Source organism: Sphingopyxis sp. (assembly GCF_035686825.1).
Lineage (GTDB): Bacteria > Pseudomonadota > Alphaproteobacteria > Sphingomonadales > Sphingomonadaceae > Sphingopyxis.
Map to the genome: position 1 here is coordinate 840,192 of NZ_DASRYZ010000006.1, position 13,606 is coordinate 853,797.

The 13,606-nt window shown below is 64.9% G+C and carries 10 protein-coding genes and 1 tRNA gene; 5 read left to right on the plus strand and 6 right to left on the minus strand.

Going from position 1 to position 13,606, the window contains the following annotated elements:
* Positions 1 to 13: 13 nt before the first annotated feature.
* Both folK and VFG17_RS17505 read left to right on the plus strand, forming a co-directional pair.
* On the plus strand, positions 14 to 535 hold the full coding sequence (folK, locus tag VFG17_RS17500) for a 2-amino-4-hydroxy-6-hydroxymethyldihydropteridine diphosphokinase (protein WP_325030641.1): 522 nt from the start codon (positions 14 to 16) through the stop codon (positions 533 to 535).
* A 43-nt stretch (positions 536 to 578) separates the two neighbouring features.
* A tRNA-Lys gene (locus VFG17_RS17505) sits at positions 579 to 654 on the plus strand.
* Positions 655 to 787: 133 nt separating this feature from the next.
* Here the strand turns inward: VFG17_RS17505 and VFG17_RS17510 are convergent.
* Positions 788 to 1,150, minus strand: a complete 363-nt coding sequence (locus VFG17_RS17510; protein ID WP_325030642.1) for a hypothetical protein — start codon at positions 1,148 to 1,150, stop codon at positions 788 to 790.
* Between the two features lie 243 nt (positions 1,151 to 1,393).
* Here VFG17_RS17510 and VFG17_RS17515 point away from each other — a divergent pair, with 243 nt between their 5' ends.
* Positions 1,394 to 2,689, plus strand: a complete 1,296-nt coding sequence (locus VFG17_RS17515) for a glycoside hydrolase family 1 protein (RefSeq protein ID WP_325030643.1) — start codon at positions 1,394 to 1,396, stop codon at positions 2,687 to 2,689.
* Between the two features lie 48 nt (positions 2,690 to 2,737).
* Here the strand turns inward: VFG17_RS17515 and VFG17_RS17520 are convergent, their stop codons facing one another.
* The 4 genes from VFG17_RS17520 to VFG17_RS17535 are packed head-to-tail and all read right to left on the minus strand — an operon-like array spanning position 2,738 to position 9,333.
* On the minus strand, positions 2,738 to 4,861 hold the full coding sequence (locus tag VFG17_RS17520) for a beta-N-acetylhexosaminidase (RefSeq protein ID WP_325030644.1): 2,124 nt from the start codon (positions 4,859 to 4,861) through the stop codon (positions 2,738 to 2,740).
* Between the two features lie 23 nt (positions 4,862 to 4,884).
* A complete protein-coding gene (locus VFG17_RS17525; RefSeq protein WP_325030645.1) occupies positions 4,885 to 6,438 on the minus strand; it encodes a carboxylesterase/lipase family protein in 1,554 nt (517 codons plus the stop codon).
* A gap of 3 nt (positions 6,439 to 6,441) precedes the next feature.
* The gene (locus VFG17_RS17530) at positions 6,442 to 8,676 is read right to left on the minus strand and encodes a beta-glucosidase (protein ID WP_325030646.1); all 2,235 of its coding nucleotides are present in this window, start codon (positions 8,674 to 8,676) and stop codon (positions 6,442 to 6,444) included.
* Positions 8,677 to 8,700: 24 nt separating this feature from the next.
* Positions 8,701 to 9,333 (minus strand): TetR/AcrR family transcriptional regulator, encoded by a 633-nt coding sequence (locus VFG17_RS17535; RefSeq protein ID WP_325030647.1) that lies wholly within the window; start codon positions 9,331 to 9,333, stop codon positions 8,701 to 8,703.
* An 82-nt stretch (positions 9,334 to 9,415) separates the two neighbouring features.
* Between VFG17_RS17535 and VFG17_RS17540 the strand changes: the two genes are divergently transcribed.
* Complete coding sequence (locus VFG17_RS17540; protein WP_325030648.1) at positions 9,416 to 10,312, plus strand: sugar phosphate isomerase/epimerase; 897 nt, start codon at positions 9,416 to 9,418, stop codon at positions 10,310 to 10,312.
* Here VFG17_RS17540 and VFG17_RS17545 read toward each other — a convergent pair.
* Positions 10,307 to 11,161: an SGNH/GDSL hydrolase family protein gene (locus tag VFG17_RS17545; protein WP_325030649.1), complete on the minus strand. Its 855-nt coding sequence runs from the start codon at positions 11,159 to 11,161 to the stop codon at positions 10,307 to 10,309. The two genes, VFG17_RS17540 and VFG17_RS17545, sit on opposite strands and share 6 nt — an antisense overlap.
* Positions 11,162 to 11,293: 132 nt before the next feature.
* On the opposite strand from VFG17_RS17545, the gene VFG17_RS17550 reads away from it, so the two are divergent.
* Positions 11,294 to 13,564, plus strand: coding sequence for a TonB-dependent receptor (locus VFG17_RS17550; protein ID WP_325030650.1), 2,271 nt, complete (start codon positions 11,294 to 11,296; stop codon positions 13,562 to 13,564).
* Positions 13,565 to 13,606 lie beyond the last annotated feature (42 nt).

The window sequence follows — 13,606 nt, forward strand, 5'->3', positions numbered from 1 at the left end:
TAGGCGCGGCAGCATGGACAACGCAACGCCGCTCCCGCTCTATGCGATCGGCCTCGGGTCGAACCGCCGCCACGCGCGCTACGGCGATCCGCGCGCGGTGCTGCTCGCCGCGCTCGCCGCGCTCGAAAGCGACGACATCGAACCCGTCGACGCGAGTCCGATCATCGCCAGCGATCCGCTCGGCCCGTCGCGCCGCCGCTATGCCAATGCCGTCGCGCTCGTCGCCTCGCCGCTCAGCCCGCCCGAAATGCTCGAACGCCTGCAGGGCATCGAGGCGCGCTTCGGGCGCCGCACCGGCCAGCGCTGGAGCGCCCGAACGCTCGACCTCGACATATTGCTCTGGTCGGGCGGCGCATGGTCCGACGCGGCGCTGACGATCCCGCACCCCGCGATGGCGCAGCGCGCTTTCGTGCTTGGTCCGCTCCGCGCGATCGTTCCCGAATGGCAGCATCCGCTGACTGGACGCAGCATCCGCCAACTCGCCGCGCGCCTGACGCGTCCGAAGCCGGTTGACCGGCGCGCCTCGGCGCACTAGGGCGACGGCTCACTTCGCAAGCCCGCTTCGTCGGCGCCGCGTTGGGCCCTTAGCTCAGTCGGTAGAGCAACTGACTTTTAATCAGTAGGTCGCTGGTTCGAACCCAGCAGGGCTCACCATTCCGGATCAAGGACTTAGCCTGTGCTTTGCAGGTTCGAAATCAAGATGGTTTTGGCGCCACATAATCACCGGGAAAGCACGGAACTCGCTTTCTAAAGGCATCCGGGGCCTCTTCTTGGTGCGGACCGCGCGCTATTTTAGCCACCAAACCGCTTTCGTCAGTTGCTCGACATGCCGGCCCCATAGCTCAAGCGCCGCTCGCTTTTCCTTCTGGAAGTCATAGCATTGATAGACACCCACTAAGCCAGCTAGCGTGCCGGACTTATGGTTCAGAACCGCTTCGATGATCGCTGTTCGGATGCCTGGCGCCTGCATTCCCGTTGCAACGGTCCGCCGGATATCATGAAGGCGCCACGGCTCTCCCATATAGGACTTCGATCCTCCAGTCGTAACGCGCACGCCGAACCCTGGCAGTCCAGTGTCCCAGAGAAAAATATCCTTCTTGTCGGGGTTGAGAGCGTCGACAACTCTTGTCGTGATAATTCCGATGGCCATGGCACACCTCACGCAATCACCGGTCAATCAGTGATGAACGGAACTTCGATCGCCGTTCCACCTGCCGAAGTGAGAAACGGACGGGTTCGCAAATTGGTTCGGTAACTGGCCTGTTGCGGTGCTGGCATTGGCCGTTTGCGGACTGTCTACTCCGGGAAACGGTCCCCAAGAAGAGTCATTTTCCTTGCCCCGCATCGGCATTGCCCCTACTTACGATCATAACTGACTGTAAGTGGAGAAGATATGGAGCGTCGTGATTTTCTGGGCATGACAGGCGTGGCGGCAAGTGCGGTATTGATGACGCGCCCGGCGACGGCTGCCCCCCGCAAAAAGCACACCGGGTTCCTCTGGGGCACGGCGGGCGCCGCCTATCAGGTCGAGGGCGCGAATGTCGCGAGCGACCTCTGGGTTATGGAACATGTCTCGCCGCCGATCTTCGCGGACAAGTCGGGCGACGCCTGCGACGTCTACCATCGCTTCGACGAAGATATCGCGCTCGCCGCATCGCTGGGTTTCAACACCCACCGATTCGGCATCGAATGGTCCCGGATCGAACCCGAACGTGGACAGATTTCCGAAGCCGGCCTCGCTTATTACCGGCGCGTCCTCGAATCCTGCGAGCGCCGCAAGATGAAGGCGGTCGTCACGCTGAGCCACTTCACCGTCCCACGCTGGGTTGCCGCGAGCGGCGGCTTTACCGATCCCGCGAATGTCGATGCCTTTGCAGCCCACTGCGCGCGCATCGTCAAAAGCATGGGCGAGAAGATCCATCTCGCCATTACCTTCAACGAACCCAATCTCGCGACCGTGGTGCGCTGGAGCGGACTGTCCGAGAAATATCGGCCCTATATCGAGGCGGCGCAGAAGGCGGCGGGCATTTCGCAAAATGCGCCGAACTGGTCGAGCCCGATGCTCGCGGGCGAGCGCCAGTATGACGGGATCGTCGCGGCGCACACCAAGGCGCTCGAAGCGATGCGTGCCGCCGGAGCGAGTTTCCCGATCGGCCTGTCGCTGGCCATTCCCGCCGATAGCGCGGCGGGCGGCGACGACCAGGGCCTGAAGCGCAAACAGTCCGAGATGCTCGACCGCTGGCTTGCCGCTCCGGGCGACTTCATCGGCATCCAGACCTACACGGGCGGCGAAGTCGGACCCGACGCCGATGTTCCGCCGCCGCCGGGCGCCGAAGTCACGCAAATGGGCTATGCTTTCACCCCAGGCGCGATCGAGGACGCGATCCGGCTCGTCGCCCGCCGCACGGACCGGCCGCTCTATGTGACCGAGAATGGTGTCGCGACCGAGGATGACCAGCGTCGTATCGCCTATATCCAAGGCGCCGTGGCGGGTGTCGAGCGCTGTCTCGCCGACGGCATCGACCTGCGCGGCTATATCCACTGGTCGCTGCTCGACAATTGGGAATGGGTCGCGGGTTATCGCCCCAAATTCGGCCTCGTTGCCGTCGAGCCCAAGACATTCCGGCGCATCCCCAAGCCGTCGGCTCGCTATCTAGGCAAAATCGCCAAGCGTGGCGGCTTGGCCTGAGCAAGAGGGCGCGGCGTCGGCACAAGGCCGGTGCCGCGCGCGCTCCGCTTATTTAGCCGCGGCTTCCACCAGCGTCCGGATGCCCGGCCCGATCTTCACGATCAGATCGGCTGCGGGTTGCGGGCGCAGGAAGGAATCAAACGGCCGCCACGATGCCGCTTCTTCCTTTTCCAGTCGTGCCAGCAGTTCCTTGGCGTTTTCCACCTGCGCGGCAGTCAGCGGCCGTCCCGTCTCCAAAGCCTCGAGTGCATCGAGGCCGGCTGCCGCGACAGCGGCGATCAGGGTCGCGGTTGGGCGCGCGGGTTCCAGCATCGGATTGCCGGTCGCGATCGCGCCAAAGCGCGCTTCATTGGCTCGCCAATCGCCGAGCTGCGCCTTGAGCGGAGCGCCGAGCGCGCGTTCGCCGGCGACATAACGCTTTGCCTCGTCGGCAAAACGACGCGCGGCGAGACTGTCGACCGGCGCCGTATCGGCGAGCGCGTTTAAAGGCTGGACGATGCGCTGACCCGCCAGCATTGCCTTGATGCGGTGATCGTGCGCCATGTTACGCACCGGACCGGTGATCGCCAGCAGGTCGGCCACGGCGCCATTGTCGTCGGGCACGATGCGCGCGGCGATCCGCTGCCGGTTCGCCCGATCGTCGAGGCCGCTGACCGTGAGCTGCGCCGATACGATCGCGAGCCGGCGATACATATCCGGCGCATCGGTGACGCTTGCGGGCGACCAGAAGCGTTCGGCGAGCGCCGCCGCGCGCGGCCAGAGATGATGGTCGATCAGTTCGTCGGTCGCAATCTCGCCCCAGAGCGGCGCCTCCGCCCCGATCAGCAACTTCTCCTGCTCGGCCGACAGCGGCGCGTGCGGAAAGTCGACCAGCGCGTCGGTGACGAAATTCGCAAGCAGCGGGCTGAGGCCGCGCAGCGCCTTGGCATGTTCGGGCGTCAGTCCGGCGGCGGCGGTCGCCGCGGGATCGATGCCATAATGATAGTCGGCGGGCATGAGCAGGTTGAGATAATAGCCCGCCGACATGATCGTCCGGTGCCCCTTTGCGGTCGCGTCGGCCATCGCGTTCGACGTCTGCCAGGCTTGGACGATGCTATCCTTGGGCAGCCCCGCACCCGACACTTCCTCCCATCCGATGACGGTCTTGCCGAGCCGGCGCACGATGTCCGCCGCGCGGCGCAGGAAGAACGCCTCGACCGCCTTGCTGTCCGCGAGGTTTTCGCGCGCCATCAGCGCCTGCACATCCTCCGCGTCGGCCCATACGGTCTTGCTGACCTCATCGCCGCCGATATGGAAATGCGGGTCGGGAAACAGCGGCGCCATCTCGCCGAACAGGCGTTCGAGAAAGCGATACGTCTTCTCCGACGCCGGATTGAGCGCGACTTCGGGCTGGCCGAGGAACATTGTCTTCGAGAAGGTGCCGACTTCGGGATAGGCGGTGACGATCGCGCGGCTGTGCCCGGGGACGTCGAACTCGGGCACGATGCGGACGCCCCGATCGGCCGCATAAGCGACGAGATCACGAATTTCCGACTGCCGATAATATTCGCCATCGGCGTTGAGCTTTGGGTATTTCAGGCTTTCGACCCGAAAGCCCTGATCGTCCGACAGGTGCAGGTGCAACGTGTTGAACTTCAGCCGCTCCATCGCATCGATCTGCCGCTTGAGCGTCGCGACCGAAATGAAGTGCCGCGCGGGGTCGAGCATGATGCCGCGCCAGGCAAAGCGCGGCGCGTCGGTGATCGTCTGGTGCGCAATGGCGATGCCCGCTGGCGAAAGCCCGGCGAGTTGCCGTAGGCTTGCATAGGCGCGCAGTACGCCGGTGGGGCCGTCTGCTTCGATCGCTACACCTTCGCTCCCCACGGTCACGCGATAGGCTTCGCCGCGATCGACCCCACCTTGAGCAGACCGACACGTAGCCCGCACCGCGATCGGTTTCGCCGGGTCGAGGATCAGCCCTGTCTGCCGCAAAATATCGCTGCCAAGACGCGTTGCCGCGCGTTCCAGCAACGCCGCGTTGCCGCACCCCTCCCATCCGGTTTTGAGCGGTCCCTCGATGCGCAACACACCGGTGCCATCCGGGACAACAGACACGGGAAGCGGCATCAGCGCGGGTGCGGCATAGACCGGAAATGCAGCCAGCGTGGCTGCCAGCGCTCCAAAAAACTTCATGCCCCGCATCCTCATCTTCTCCGTCATTTCGCCGCTGCGGCGCGGGCTTCGGTCACGTCGAGGCGCGCTTTCCAAGGGTCGGCCTTGGTGACCGCACGCCCGTCGGCCTGAAACTCCAGCAGCGGATCGTCCGCCTTCGTGACCGGCAACCACGTGGGCAGGTCTTCACCGTTCGGATCGCCGCTCCGTGCGAAATTCACCCAGTAACGGTGCATTGTCGAAGCGATCGCTGCGTCGGTCGTACTCACCTTGTCGCCGAGGAGCGCTTCGACGCGGTCGAATGCATAGACGACTTCGCTCGAATGCTCGGCGCCCTTGATTGGCTTGCCACGCTGCGCTTCGGCGACATAGGAGAAGCGGAAAAGCCAGGCCGGCTTGCCGTTCGCCGCGATTGTGCGGGCGACGAGCCGCGCAGGTTCGATCATCGTCCGGTCACGGCCGATCATGCCGTTGACATCGTCGAGCGTTGCCGTGCCTGCGGGATCATAGGCAGCGCGCGCCTCGGCCGCCAGCGGACCGAAGGCGGCGAAGGCCGCGTCCTTCGACGGCGCGCGATTGAGGCCGAGGTCGGCTTCGTCGGCGCCGACGATCATCGGCAACGGCGGCGCGGCCTTCAGCGCTTCCGCCGGCTGCGCAGTGACGATGCGGCCATCGACGATCGGTCCCGAAAAACGGCTGCGCTCACCAAGGAACAACATGCCGAGCGCCGTCAGATTGCCCGCGACCTTTTCGGCGGGCAACGCGCGGAGCTTTTCGAGCGCCGCCGCGTCGCTCCCGTCGACGCCGACACTGGTTGCAAAGGCAAGGCCGATCTTCTCAGCCGATGCATGCGCCTCGGTATCCGTCGCCAGCATCTGCGCGCCGAGCAACTGCGTGCGCCCGCCGCCCGATTGGGCGATCACGCGCCGGAACAGCCCGCGCGCGAGCGGCGAGGCGGCGAGCGCGAGCACCGACTCGCCGCCCGCCGACGCGCCCATGACCGTGACATTGTCGGGATCCCCGCCGAACGCCGCGATGTTGCGCTTCACCCATTGCAGCGCCGCGATCTGGTCGAGATAGCCGTAATTGCCCTTCGGCTCGTCGGGCCGCTCGGCGGACAGCGCCGGATGCGCGAAGAAGCCGAAGCGCCCGAGCCGGTAATTGGGCGCCACGAAGATCACCCCGTCGCGCGCGAAGGCGGCCCCCGACGCCTCGGCCGGAACATTCGATCCCGACACGAAGGCACCGCCGTGGATCCAGACGATCACGGGCCGCTTCCCGGTCGCCGCGCCGGCGGGGCGCCAGACGTTCAGGTAGAGGCAGTCTTCGGAAGGCTCGAATGCCGGATCGGCAGCCGGGCGCATGCAGTCATGCCCGAAGCGCGCGGCCGCGCGCACGCCCTGCCAAGACAGGACGGGCTGCGGCGGTCGCCAGCGCAGATCGCCGACGGGCGGGGCGGCAAAGGGAAGGCCCTTGAATGCCTCGACACCCTCTTCGGCAACCCCCCGCACTTCGCCATCAGCCGTCATTACGTCCTGAGCAGCAACGGGCGTTGCCGCCGCTAGCAAGCTGACGACAAGCATCGGAAAGCGGCGCATCGGTCAGCGCTTCCGGTTTTCGGTGGCCGCGGTGAGCAGGGCGCTGCCGCTCAGCATCGGCTCGCCCGCCGATTTGCCGACAAAGAAGCGATATTCGCCGCGCGGCCTTACCCATTTTTTGGCGGCTGCGTCGTACGAGAGCAGGAGCCAGGGATCAGCCTCGATCGTCACCTCGCGGCTTTCGCCCGGCTTGAGGTCGACCTTTGCCCAGCCGGCCAGCCGGTGCGTGCGGCCCGGCGGCGCGACGTAGAGCTGCGCGACTTCGACGCCTTCACGGTCACCGCTATTGGTGATCCGCGCCTTGACGCTCAGCGCCTTGCCGCCGCGAAACTCGAGGGCCCCATAGTCGAAACTCGTATAGGTCAGACCGTAACCGAAGGGGAAGAGCGGCTTCGCGCCGGCCCGCTCGAACCAGCGATAACCAATGTCGCTTCCTTCGATATAGTCGATGGGAAAAGGTTCATATTTGACCCCGATCCCGAGTGGTCGCTGCTTCGCCGGATCGTAACCGACGACCGTCTTTTGCGGGAGCTGTCCGGCGCTCGCCGGGAAGCTGATCGGCAGTCGCCCTTGCGGCGCGCTTTTCCCGGTCAGGATAGCGGCTATCGCCTCGCCGCCGCGCTGGCCCGAGAACCACGCCTCAAGCACCGCCCCGACCTTGCCCAGCCATGGCATGGCGACGGGATTGCCGGTCTGGAGGACAACGACCGTTTTGGGATTGGCTGCGGCCACCGCGTCGATCAGCGCATCCTGCTCATAAGGCAGCGAGAAGTCGGCATGATCGATGCCCTCCATCTCGGGCTTGACCGCATAGACCACGACAAGGTCGGCCTTCTTCGCCACTTCGGCCGCGCGCGTCGCGTCGCTGCCGTCGTCGTAGCTGATCGCGGTACCCGGCAAGGCGGCCTGCAGCGCCTTCAGCGGCGAGGAAAGCCCGTAGCTCGGCGCCAGCAATGCAGAGAGCGGATTGGCGCCTGGCGCGTCGCGATAGACGCCGCCCCATCGGATGACCTGCGACGAGCCGCCGCCGATCGGCACGCCCTTGTCGGCGTGGCGGCCGATGACCGCGATGGATTTTGCGGACGCAGCTAGTGGCAGGACGCCATCATTCTTGAGCAGGACCATGCCCGCCTCGGCCATCGCCTGCGCCTTCGCACTATTGGCTTCGCGGTCGATGGCACCGCCCGGCGCGGCGCGATGATCGAGCGCGCCGACGAGGGTCATCGATCGCACGATGCGCAGCGCCATGTCGCGGACCCGCGCCGGCGCGATCTCGCCCGCCCTGACCGCGGCGGAGAGCCCCGCGAAATAATCCTTGTCCTGCGGTGACTGCTGGTCGAGCCCCGCGTCGATCGACGGCTTGAGGCTGTGCACTGCGCCCCAGTCGGACATCACCCAGCCCGAATATTGCCAGTCGCCCTTCAGCACGTCGCGCATCAGAAATTCATTCTCGCACGCATAAGTACCGCCCACCTTGTTGTACGCGCACATGATCGAGGCGGGCTTGCCGCGCTTGATCCCGATCTCGAAGGCCAGCAGATCGGATTCGCGCAGCGCCGCCTCGTCGATCCGTGCGTCATAGACAAAGCGGCCGCTTTCCTGCGGGTTCAGCGTATAATGTTTGATCGTCGAGGCGACGTGGCGATCCTGGATGCCGGCGATCTGTTCGCCGACGAGGGTGCCCGCGAGCAGCGGATCCTCGCCCAGATATTCGAAATTGCGGCCGTTGCGCAGTTCGCGTGCGAGGTTGACGCCCCCGGCGAGCATCACATTGATCCCTTTTGCGAAGGCTTCGGCACCGATCAGCCGGCCAGCCTCGCGCGCCATCGCGGGATCGAAGGTTGCCGCAAGCGACAGCGTCGCGGGCAGCGCGGTCGATTGCTGACCGGGACGCAGATAGCCGATATCGGCGACCCCGAGGCTCGCATCGCCCAGATGAAGCGCAGGGAAACCGACGCGGTCGACCGCGGGCACGAAGCCGGCGGTGCCGAGCGCACCGTCGGGTTTCGGCTGCCGCATCGCTTCGGGGATGAAGGCCGGGAGCGGAATGCCGAGGTCGAGCAGGCTGCCGCCCGACATCGATTTCGTCAGCGACATCTGCTCGTCGAGCGTCATCGCATCGACGATCGCAACAGCGCGTTTTTCCGCCGTTTTTTCCTGTTCGGTCATTCCGTCCGCCTCTTTCGCCGTCGCCGGCATGGCAATAATCGTGGCAACCGCCAGAATGGCGGTGGACATGGCGCGTCCCATTTCCCTCTCCCGTTATTTGCTGTTTTCAGGTCCCACCGACAGCACCCCGGTTTCGAGGCCGGCGGCCATCAAACGCTTGAGCACCTTCACCGAATCGCGAACGCTGCCGGGTTCGGGCGCCAGCACCTGCGCGATCGAGAGACCGCGGATCGCCCAGACGATCAATCGCATGACAGCCATCGCCCCGCGGGCGCCCTTCGCCGAAGCGAGGTGCGAAAACTCGAGGGCTTCCTTCTCGATCCGCGTCTGCACAGGGGCGAGCATCTCGCAGAGTTGCGGGTCGCTGCGCGAGCCCTGCATAATCTCCAGCACCGCGACGCCCGACGGGCGACTGAGCACCTCCCACGCCATTTCGGGATAGGCGAGGAAACGAGCCTGCGGGTCGGTGATGCCCTTCAGATATTCCGAATAATGCTCGAGCTCGGCCTCGAACACGGCTTCGACAACGAAGGTCATCAGATCGGCCTTCGTACGAAACTGGTGCAGCATCGCGCCGCGGCTGACCCCCGCTTTTTCGGCGACGAGCGTCGTCGAGGTCGCGGCATAGCCATGCTCGTGCAGCGCCTCGATCGCGGCCGCCAAGAGCAGTTCGCGCGTCCCCGCGCTCCGCTCCGCCTGTGTCCGCCGCTGCGGTTTCTCGGCCATGTTTTCGCCTCTCCATTTACAAGCAGTGTTGACCGTAACATATGGACGACATAGGATCATGGCAAGCACAAAGGAGCACGCCATGATAGAACGCCGCCAGTTTCTTGCCGCCGCTGCGGCCACCGCGATGCTTCCCGCGGCCGCCATTGCGGCGCCGGCGAGGCCGGTGATTGGCGTCCAACTCTATATGGCGCGCGAACTGCTCGCGAAGGACTTCGAAGGGACGCTGGCCGCTATCGCTGCAACCGGCGTGCGCCATGTCGAATTCGCTGGATTCTACGACAGGGATGCCGCTGCCCTTCGCAAGATCCTTGCCGATAACGGTCTTGTCGCGATCGGTGCCCACGCGGTGCGCGCCGACATGGACGATGCCGAGATCGACCGCTTGATCGGGCAATGCGCCGGGATCGGCATGGCCTATGTGGTCGCCCCGGTGCCGCTCGTCCCCGCCTATCGCGCGTTGGCCGGCAAGTCCGACAACCCCTTTCGCGATGCGATCGCCGCGCTCACGCGTGAGGATTTCCTGCGCACCGCCGACCGGTTCAATGGCATTGGCGAGCGGGCGAAGATCGCGGGGATGCGCTTCGCCTACCACACCCACGGTCTCGACTTCCTGCGCTTCGACGGGCGCTATGCCTTCGACGACATGGTCGAACGCTGCGATCCTGGGCTGGTCGATTTCGAGCTCGATATCGGCAACACGATCGCGGCCGGCGTCGACCCCCTTCCCTATCTCGCGCGCCTCGGCCGCCGTGCAAGTCTCGCGCATCTCAAGGATTGGCGCGGCCCGATCGAGCCCGCGGTCGACCGCATTCCACCGACCGCCCCCATCGGCGAGGGCATCGTCGATTTTCAGGCAATGATGCGGACGATGTCCGCCGCGGGTGTCGGCTATGCCTTCATCGAGGAAGAAGAGACGCCAGCGGACCGTGTGATCGCCGCCATCGGTTCGGCCTATCGCCATCTCGGGCGCCTATGAGGCCTTGCGCGCCGCCGATGCCAGCGCACGCTCGGCGATCGGGCGCATCACGGCATAGCCGGCCGGGGTCGGGTGGACGCCATCCTCGGCATGAAGCTTTGCCAATCCATGCTCGCCGTCGTCGAGGGCGGCATAATAGTCGGCGAACACAAGATTTCGCTCCGCCGCCAGCGCCCGAAGGCGCGTGTTCAACGCGGCGATCGGCTCGACCGGCGCGATTTCGGGACGCCAGTTGAACCGCCGGGCGGGAAGCACCGAGCCGATCACCACTGCAATCCCATGCGCTTCGGCGAGGTCAACCATCGTACGGATATTGGCCTCGATCCGCTCGATCGAGGTCGCGCCGATATTCCCGGCAATATCGTTGGTTCCAGCCATGATATGAACGATCCGCGGCTTCAGATCGACCACGTCGGCGCGAAATCGCGCGAGCATCTGCGTCGTCGTCTGGCCGCTGATCCCGCGATCAACGCGGTCGCCGGAAAAGAAATCGGGCTGCTTGGTCAGCCATGCTTCGGTGATCGAATCGCCGATGAAGACTATCCTGTTCGATGTCGCAGGCGGCAGGGCCCGATTCGCAGCGGCGTAGCGGCACAGGCCTGCAAAGTCGGCAAAAAGCAGATCCTGCTGCCATTTCGCATAGATAGCCATGCCATCCTCGGAACGCGGCGGCAGTGGATCGCCGGCGGCCAGCGCAGCCTTGGCGCGCGTCATATAGTCGGCAACAACGGCAGGCATCGGCGGCAGGGTAGCGCAGGGGTCGGAAACAACGCCGACGCGCGACGTAGGCTCACCCGCTGCCACCGGCAGCGAAACAAGCGCCAACGGCAAGAAAATCAACGATTTCATCAGCTACCTCCCAACGCTCAGGCCTGACACCCTATCACTCAAATGATAACTTACAAGCGGTCTTGACTGCTTTTATGTTACAAGCCTATCAAGCGGCACCGGCGCCGCGAGCGCCTTGTTGGGGAGGTTATCATGGTTCGATTTGGCGCGCGGCGCATATTGCTCGGTTCGGTTGCTGCGATGGCACTGCCCGCGATGCCGGTGTTCGCGCAGGACGCGGAGCCCGGCGCGGCGGCTGCGGGCGACGAGATCATCGTTACCGCAACCCGCCGCGAAGAACGATTGCAGGATGTCCCGCTTTCGGTAACCGCGGTCTCGGGCGAGAGCCTGGCGCAGTCGGGACTGAAGGAAGTCAGCGACATCCAGTATCTCGCCCCGAACATCACCTTCTCGGCGACCAACCCCGTGTCGAACGGCGGCGGCTATCAGATTCGCGGTGTCGGCACCCAGACCTATGACAGCGGCGTCGAGCAGACCGTCGGCCTTGTCATCGACGGCGTCGTCATCGGCCTGTCGCGCGACCCCGGCTCGACGGGCTTTGCCGATATCGAACGGATCGAAGTGCTGCGCGGTCCGCAGGGGACGCTGTTCGGCAAGAATTCGAGCGCGGGGGTGATCCAGGTGGTCACCAAGCGGCCCCGCATGGACGATGCGTCCTTCTCGCTCGACCTCAAATATGGCGAACGCAACGATCGCGTCGTGCAGGCGAGCGCCAACGTCCCGCTCGACGACACGCTCGCCCTGCGCATATCGGGCTATAGCAACGGACAGGACGGTGCGATTCCCTATGTGCTGGCCCCGTCGCACGCGGTCGGCGACCGCAGGAACAATGGCGTGCGCGCTAAGCTGCTCTGGGAACCTTCGGACACTCTCTCCTTCCTGTTATCGGGCGAATATCAAACCGCCTTTGCGCGCGACGGCCAGATCATCCAGTCGCTCGGCACCAGTGCCCTGTTCAATTCGCAGTTCGCCAGCTTTGCCGAGAAGCCCGGTCCGAACGTCTACAAAAGCTATATGGATGGCGACTGGACGGCCGATACCAAGCTCTATGCCGGCTCGATCGAGATCAACGCCGACATCGGCGAACACACGCTGACCTCGATCACCGCTTACCGGCAGCTCGAAACACTCCAGCTATCCGACATCGATGCCTCGCCCGCGAACATCTTCAACAACAGCGACGGCGGCGTCGACAGCAATCAGTTCACGCAGGAGCTTCGTCTGACATCGCCCGGCGGGAACCGTCTCGAATATGTGCTGGGGCTCTATTATTACCGGACCGAGAACGGCGGCTATGCCGTCCAGTACGGCAATTATTACGGGCTTTTCGGCGCTCCCGTGGTCGTCGGCGGCGGCCGGCGCGATGCGACGAACAAGGTGCGCAGCCTCGCCGCCTTCGGCAACGTCACCTTTGCGCTGACCGACGCGTTCAAGCTGATCGGCGGCCTCCGCTATACGAACGACCGAAACCACGGGACGCTCGTCGTCTCGCCCTTGCCTTTCCCGGCGGTCCCGCTCGGCATTTTGCCGAATTATGACGGCACAGTGAAGGCCGACAATGTGTCGGGCAAGGTGGGCGTGCAGTTCGAGCCGAGCCGCGACTTCATGCTCTACGCGACCTATTCGACAGGCTTCAAAGGTCCGGCGATCGACGGCACCGCCGGCATCATCCGGGAGGTTCGCCCCGAAACGGTGAAGAGTTGGGAAGTTGGCCTCAAGACCAGCTTCCTCGACGGCAAGGGCAATTTCAACATCGCAGCTTACTGGTCGAACTATCGCGACTTTCAGGCGCAGACGTTCGACATCACGATCACGCCGCCCGCCTTCTACCTGTCGAACGCCGGGCTGCTGCGCGCACGCGGTATCGAGGTCGAAACCGGGTTCCGCGTGATACCGGCGCTGCGGCTGTCGGCGAGTGGGGCGTATAATGACGCGACCTTCCGCGAATATGACGGGCAATGCTATCCGGGCCAGCCGATATCGCCGGTCGTCGGCCAGGGCTGCTACGTCGTCCCCGGCACGACGACGACGGTCGCCAACTATCGCGGCTTCCGCCTGCCCAATGCGCCGAAATGGTCGTACATCCTGCGCGCGGATTACAAGCAGGCGGTCGGCGGCGACATGGCGATCGACGCCGCCGCCAATTGGGCGTGGCGTACGAAGACCCAAGCCGTGATCGGCGATCCGAACGCCCAGATTCCGTCCTACGGGCTGCTCAACGGCACCATCGGGTTCGGCGCGGAAGACGGCAGCTGGCGGGTCGGAATCTACGCGCGCAACCTGCTCGATAAGCGCTTCTATGCACCCTATGCCGCGGGCGTGATCAATCCGGGCGGCTACTCCAAGATCGTGATGCCCGAAGCCTTCCGGACGATCGGCGGCACGCTCAGTTTTCGGATCTGATCGATCTGACTCCCTTCACCCTGTCAAAGGGCGAAGGGCGGA

Excerpts from the sequence above, each read along its gene's own strand:
- folK (WP_325030641.1), top strand. The coding sequence starts at position 14 with ATGGACAACGCAACGCCGCTCCCGCTCTATGCGATCGGCCTCGGGTCG.
- VFG17_RS17510 (WP_325030642.1), bottom strand. The coding sequence starts at position 1,150 with ATGGCCATCGGAATTATCACGACAAGAGTTGTCGACGCTCTCAACCCC.
- VFG17_RS17515 (WP_325030643.1), top strand. The coding sequence starts at position 1,394 with ATGGAGCGTCGTGATTTTCTGGGCATGACAGGCGTGGCGGCAAGTGCG.
- VFG17_RS17520 (WP_325030644.1), bottom strand. The coding sequence starts at position 4,861 with ATGAAGTTTTTTGGAGCGCTGGCAGCCACGCTGGCTGCATTTCCGGTC.
- VFG17_RS17525 (WP_325030645.1), bottom strand. The coding sequence starts at position 6,438 with ATGCGCCGCTTTCCGATGCTTGTCGTCAGCTTGCTAGCGGCGGCAACG.
- VFG17_RS17530 (WP_325030646.1), bottom strand. The coding sequence starts at position 8,676 with ATGTCCACCGCCATTCTGGCGGTTGCCACGATTATTGCCATGCCGGCG.
- VFG17_RS17535 (WP_325030647.1), bottom strand. The coding sequence starts at position 9,333 with ATGGCCGAGAAACCGCAGCGGCGGACACAGGCGGAGCGGAGCGCGGGG.
- VFG17_RS17540 (WP_325030648.1), top strand. The coding sequence starts at position 9,416 with ATGATAGAACGCCGCCAGTTTCTTGCCGCCGCTGCGGCCACCGCGATG.
- VFG17_RS17545 (WP_325030649.1), bottom strand. The coding sequence starts at position 11,161 with ATGAAATCGTTGATTTTCTTGCCGTTGGCGCTTGTTTCGCTGCCGGTG.
- VFG17_RS17550 (WP_325030650.1), top strand. The coding sequence starts at position 11,294 with ATGGTTCGATTTGGCGCGCGGCGCATATTGCTCGGTTCGGTTGCTGCG.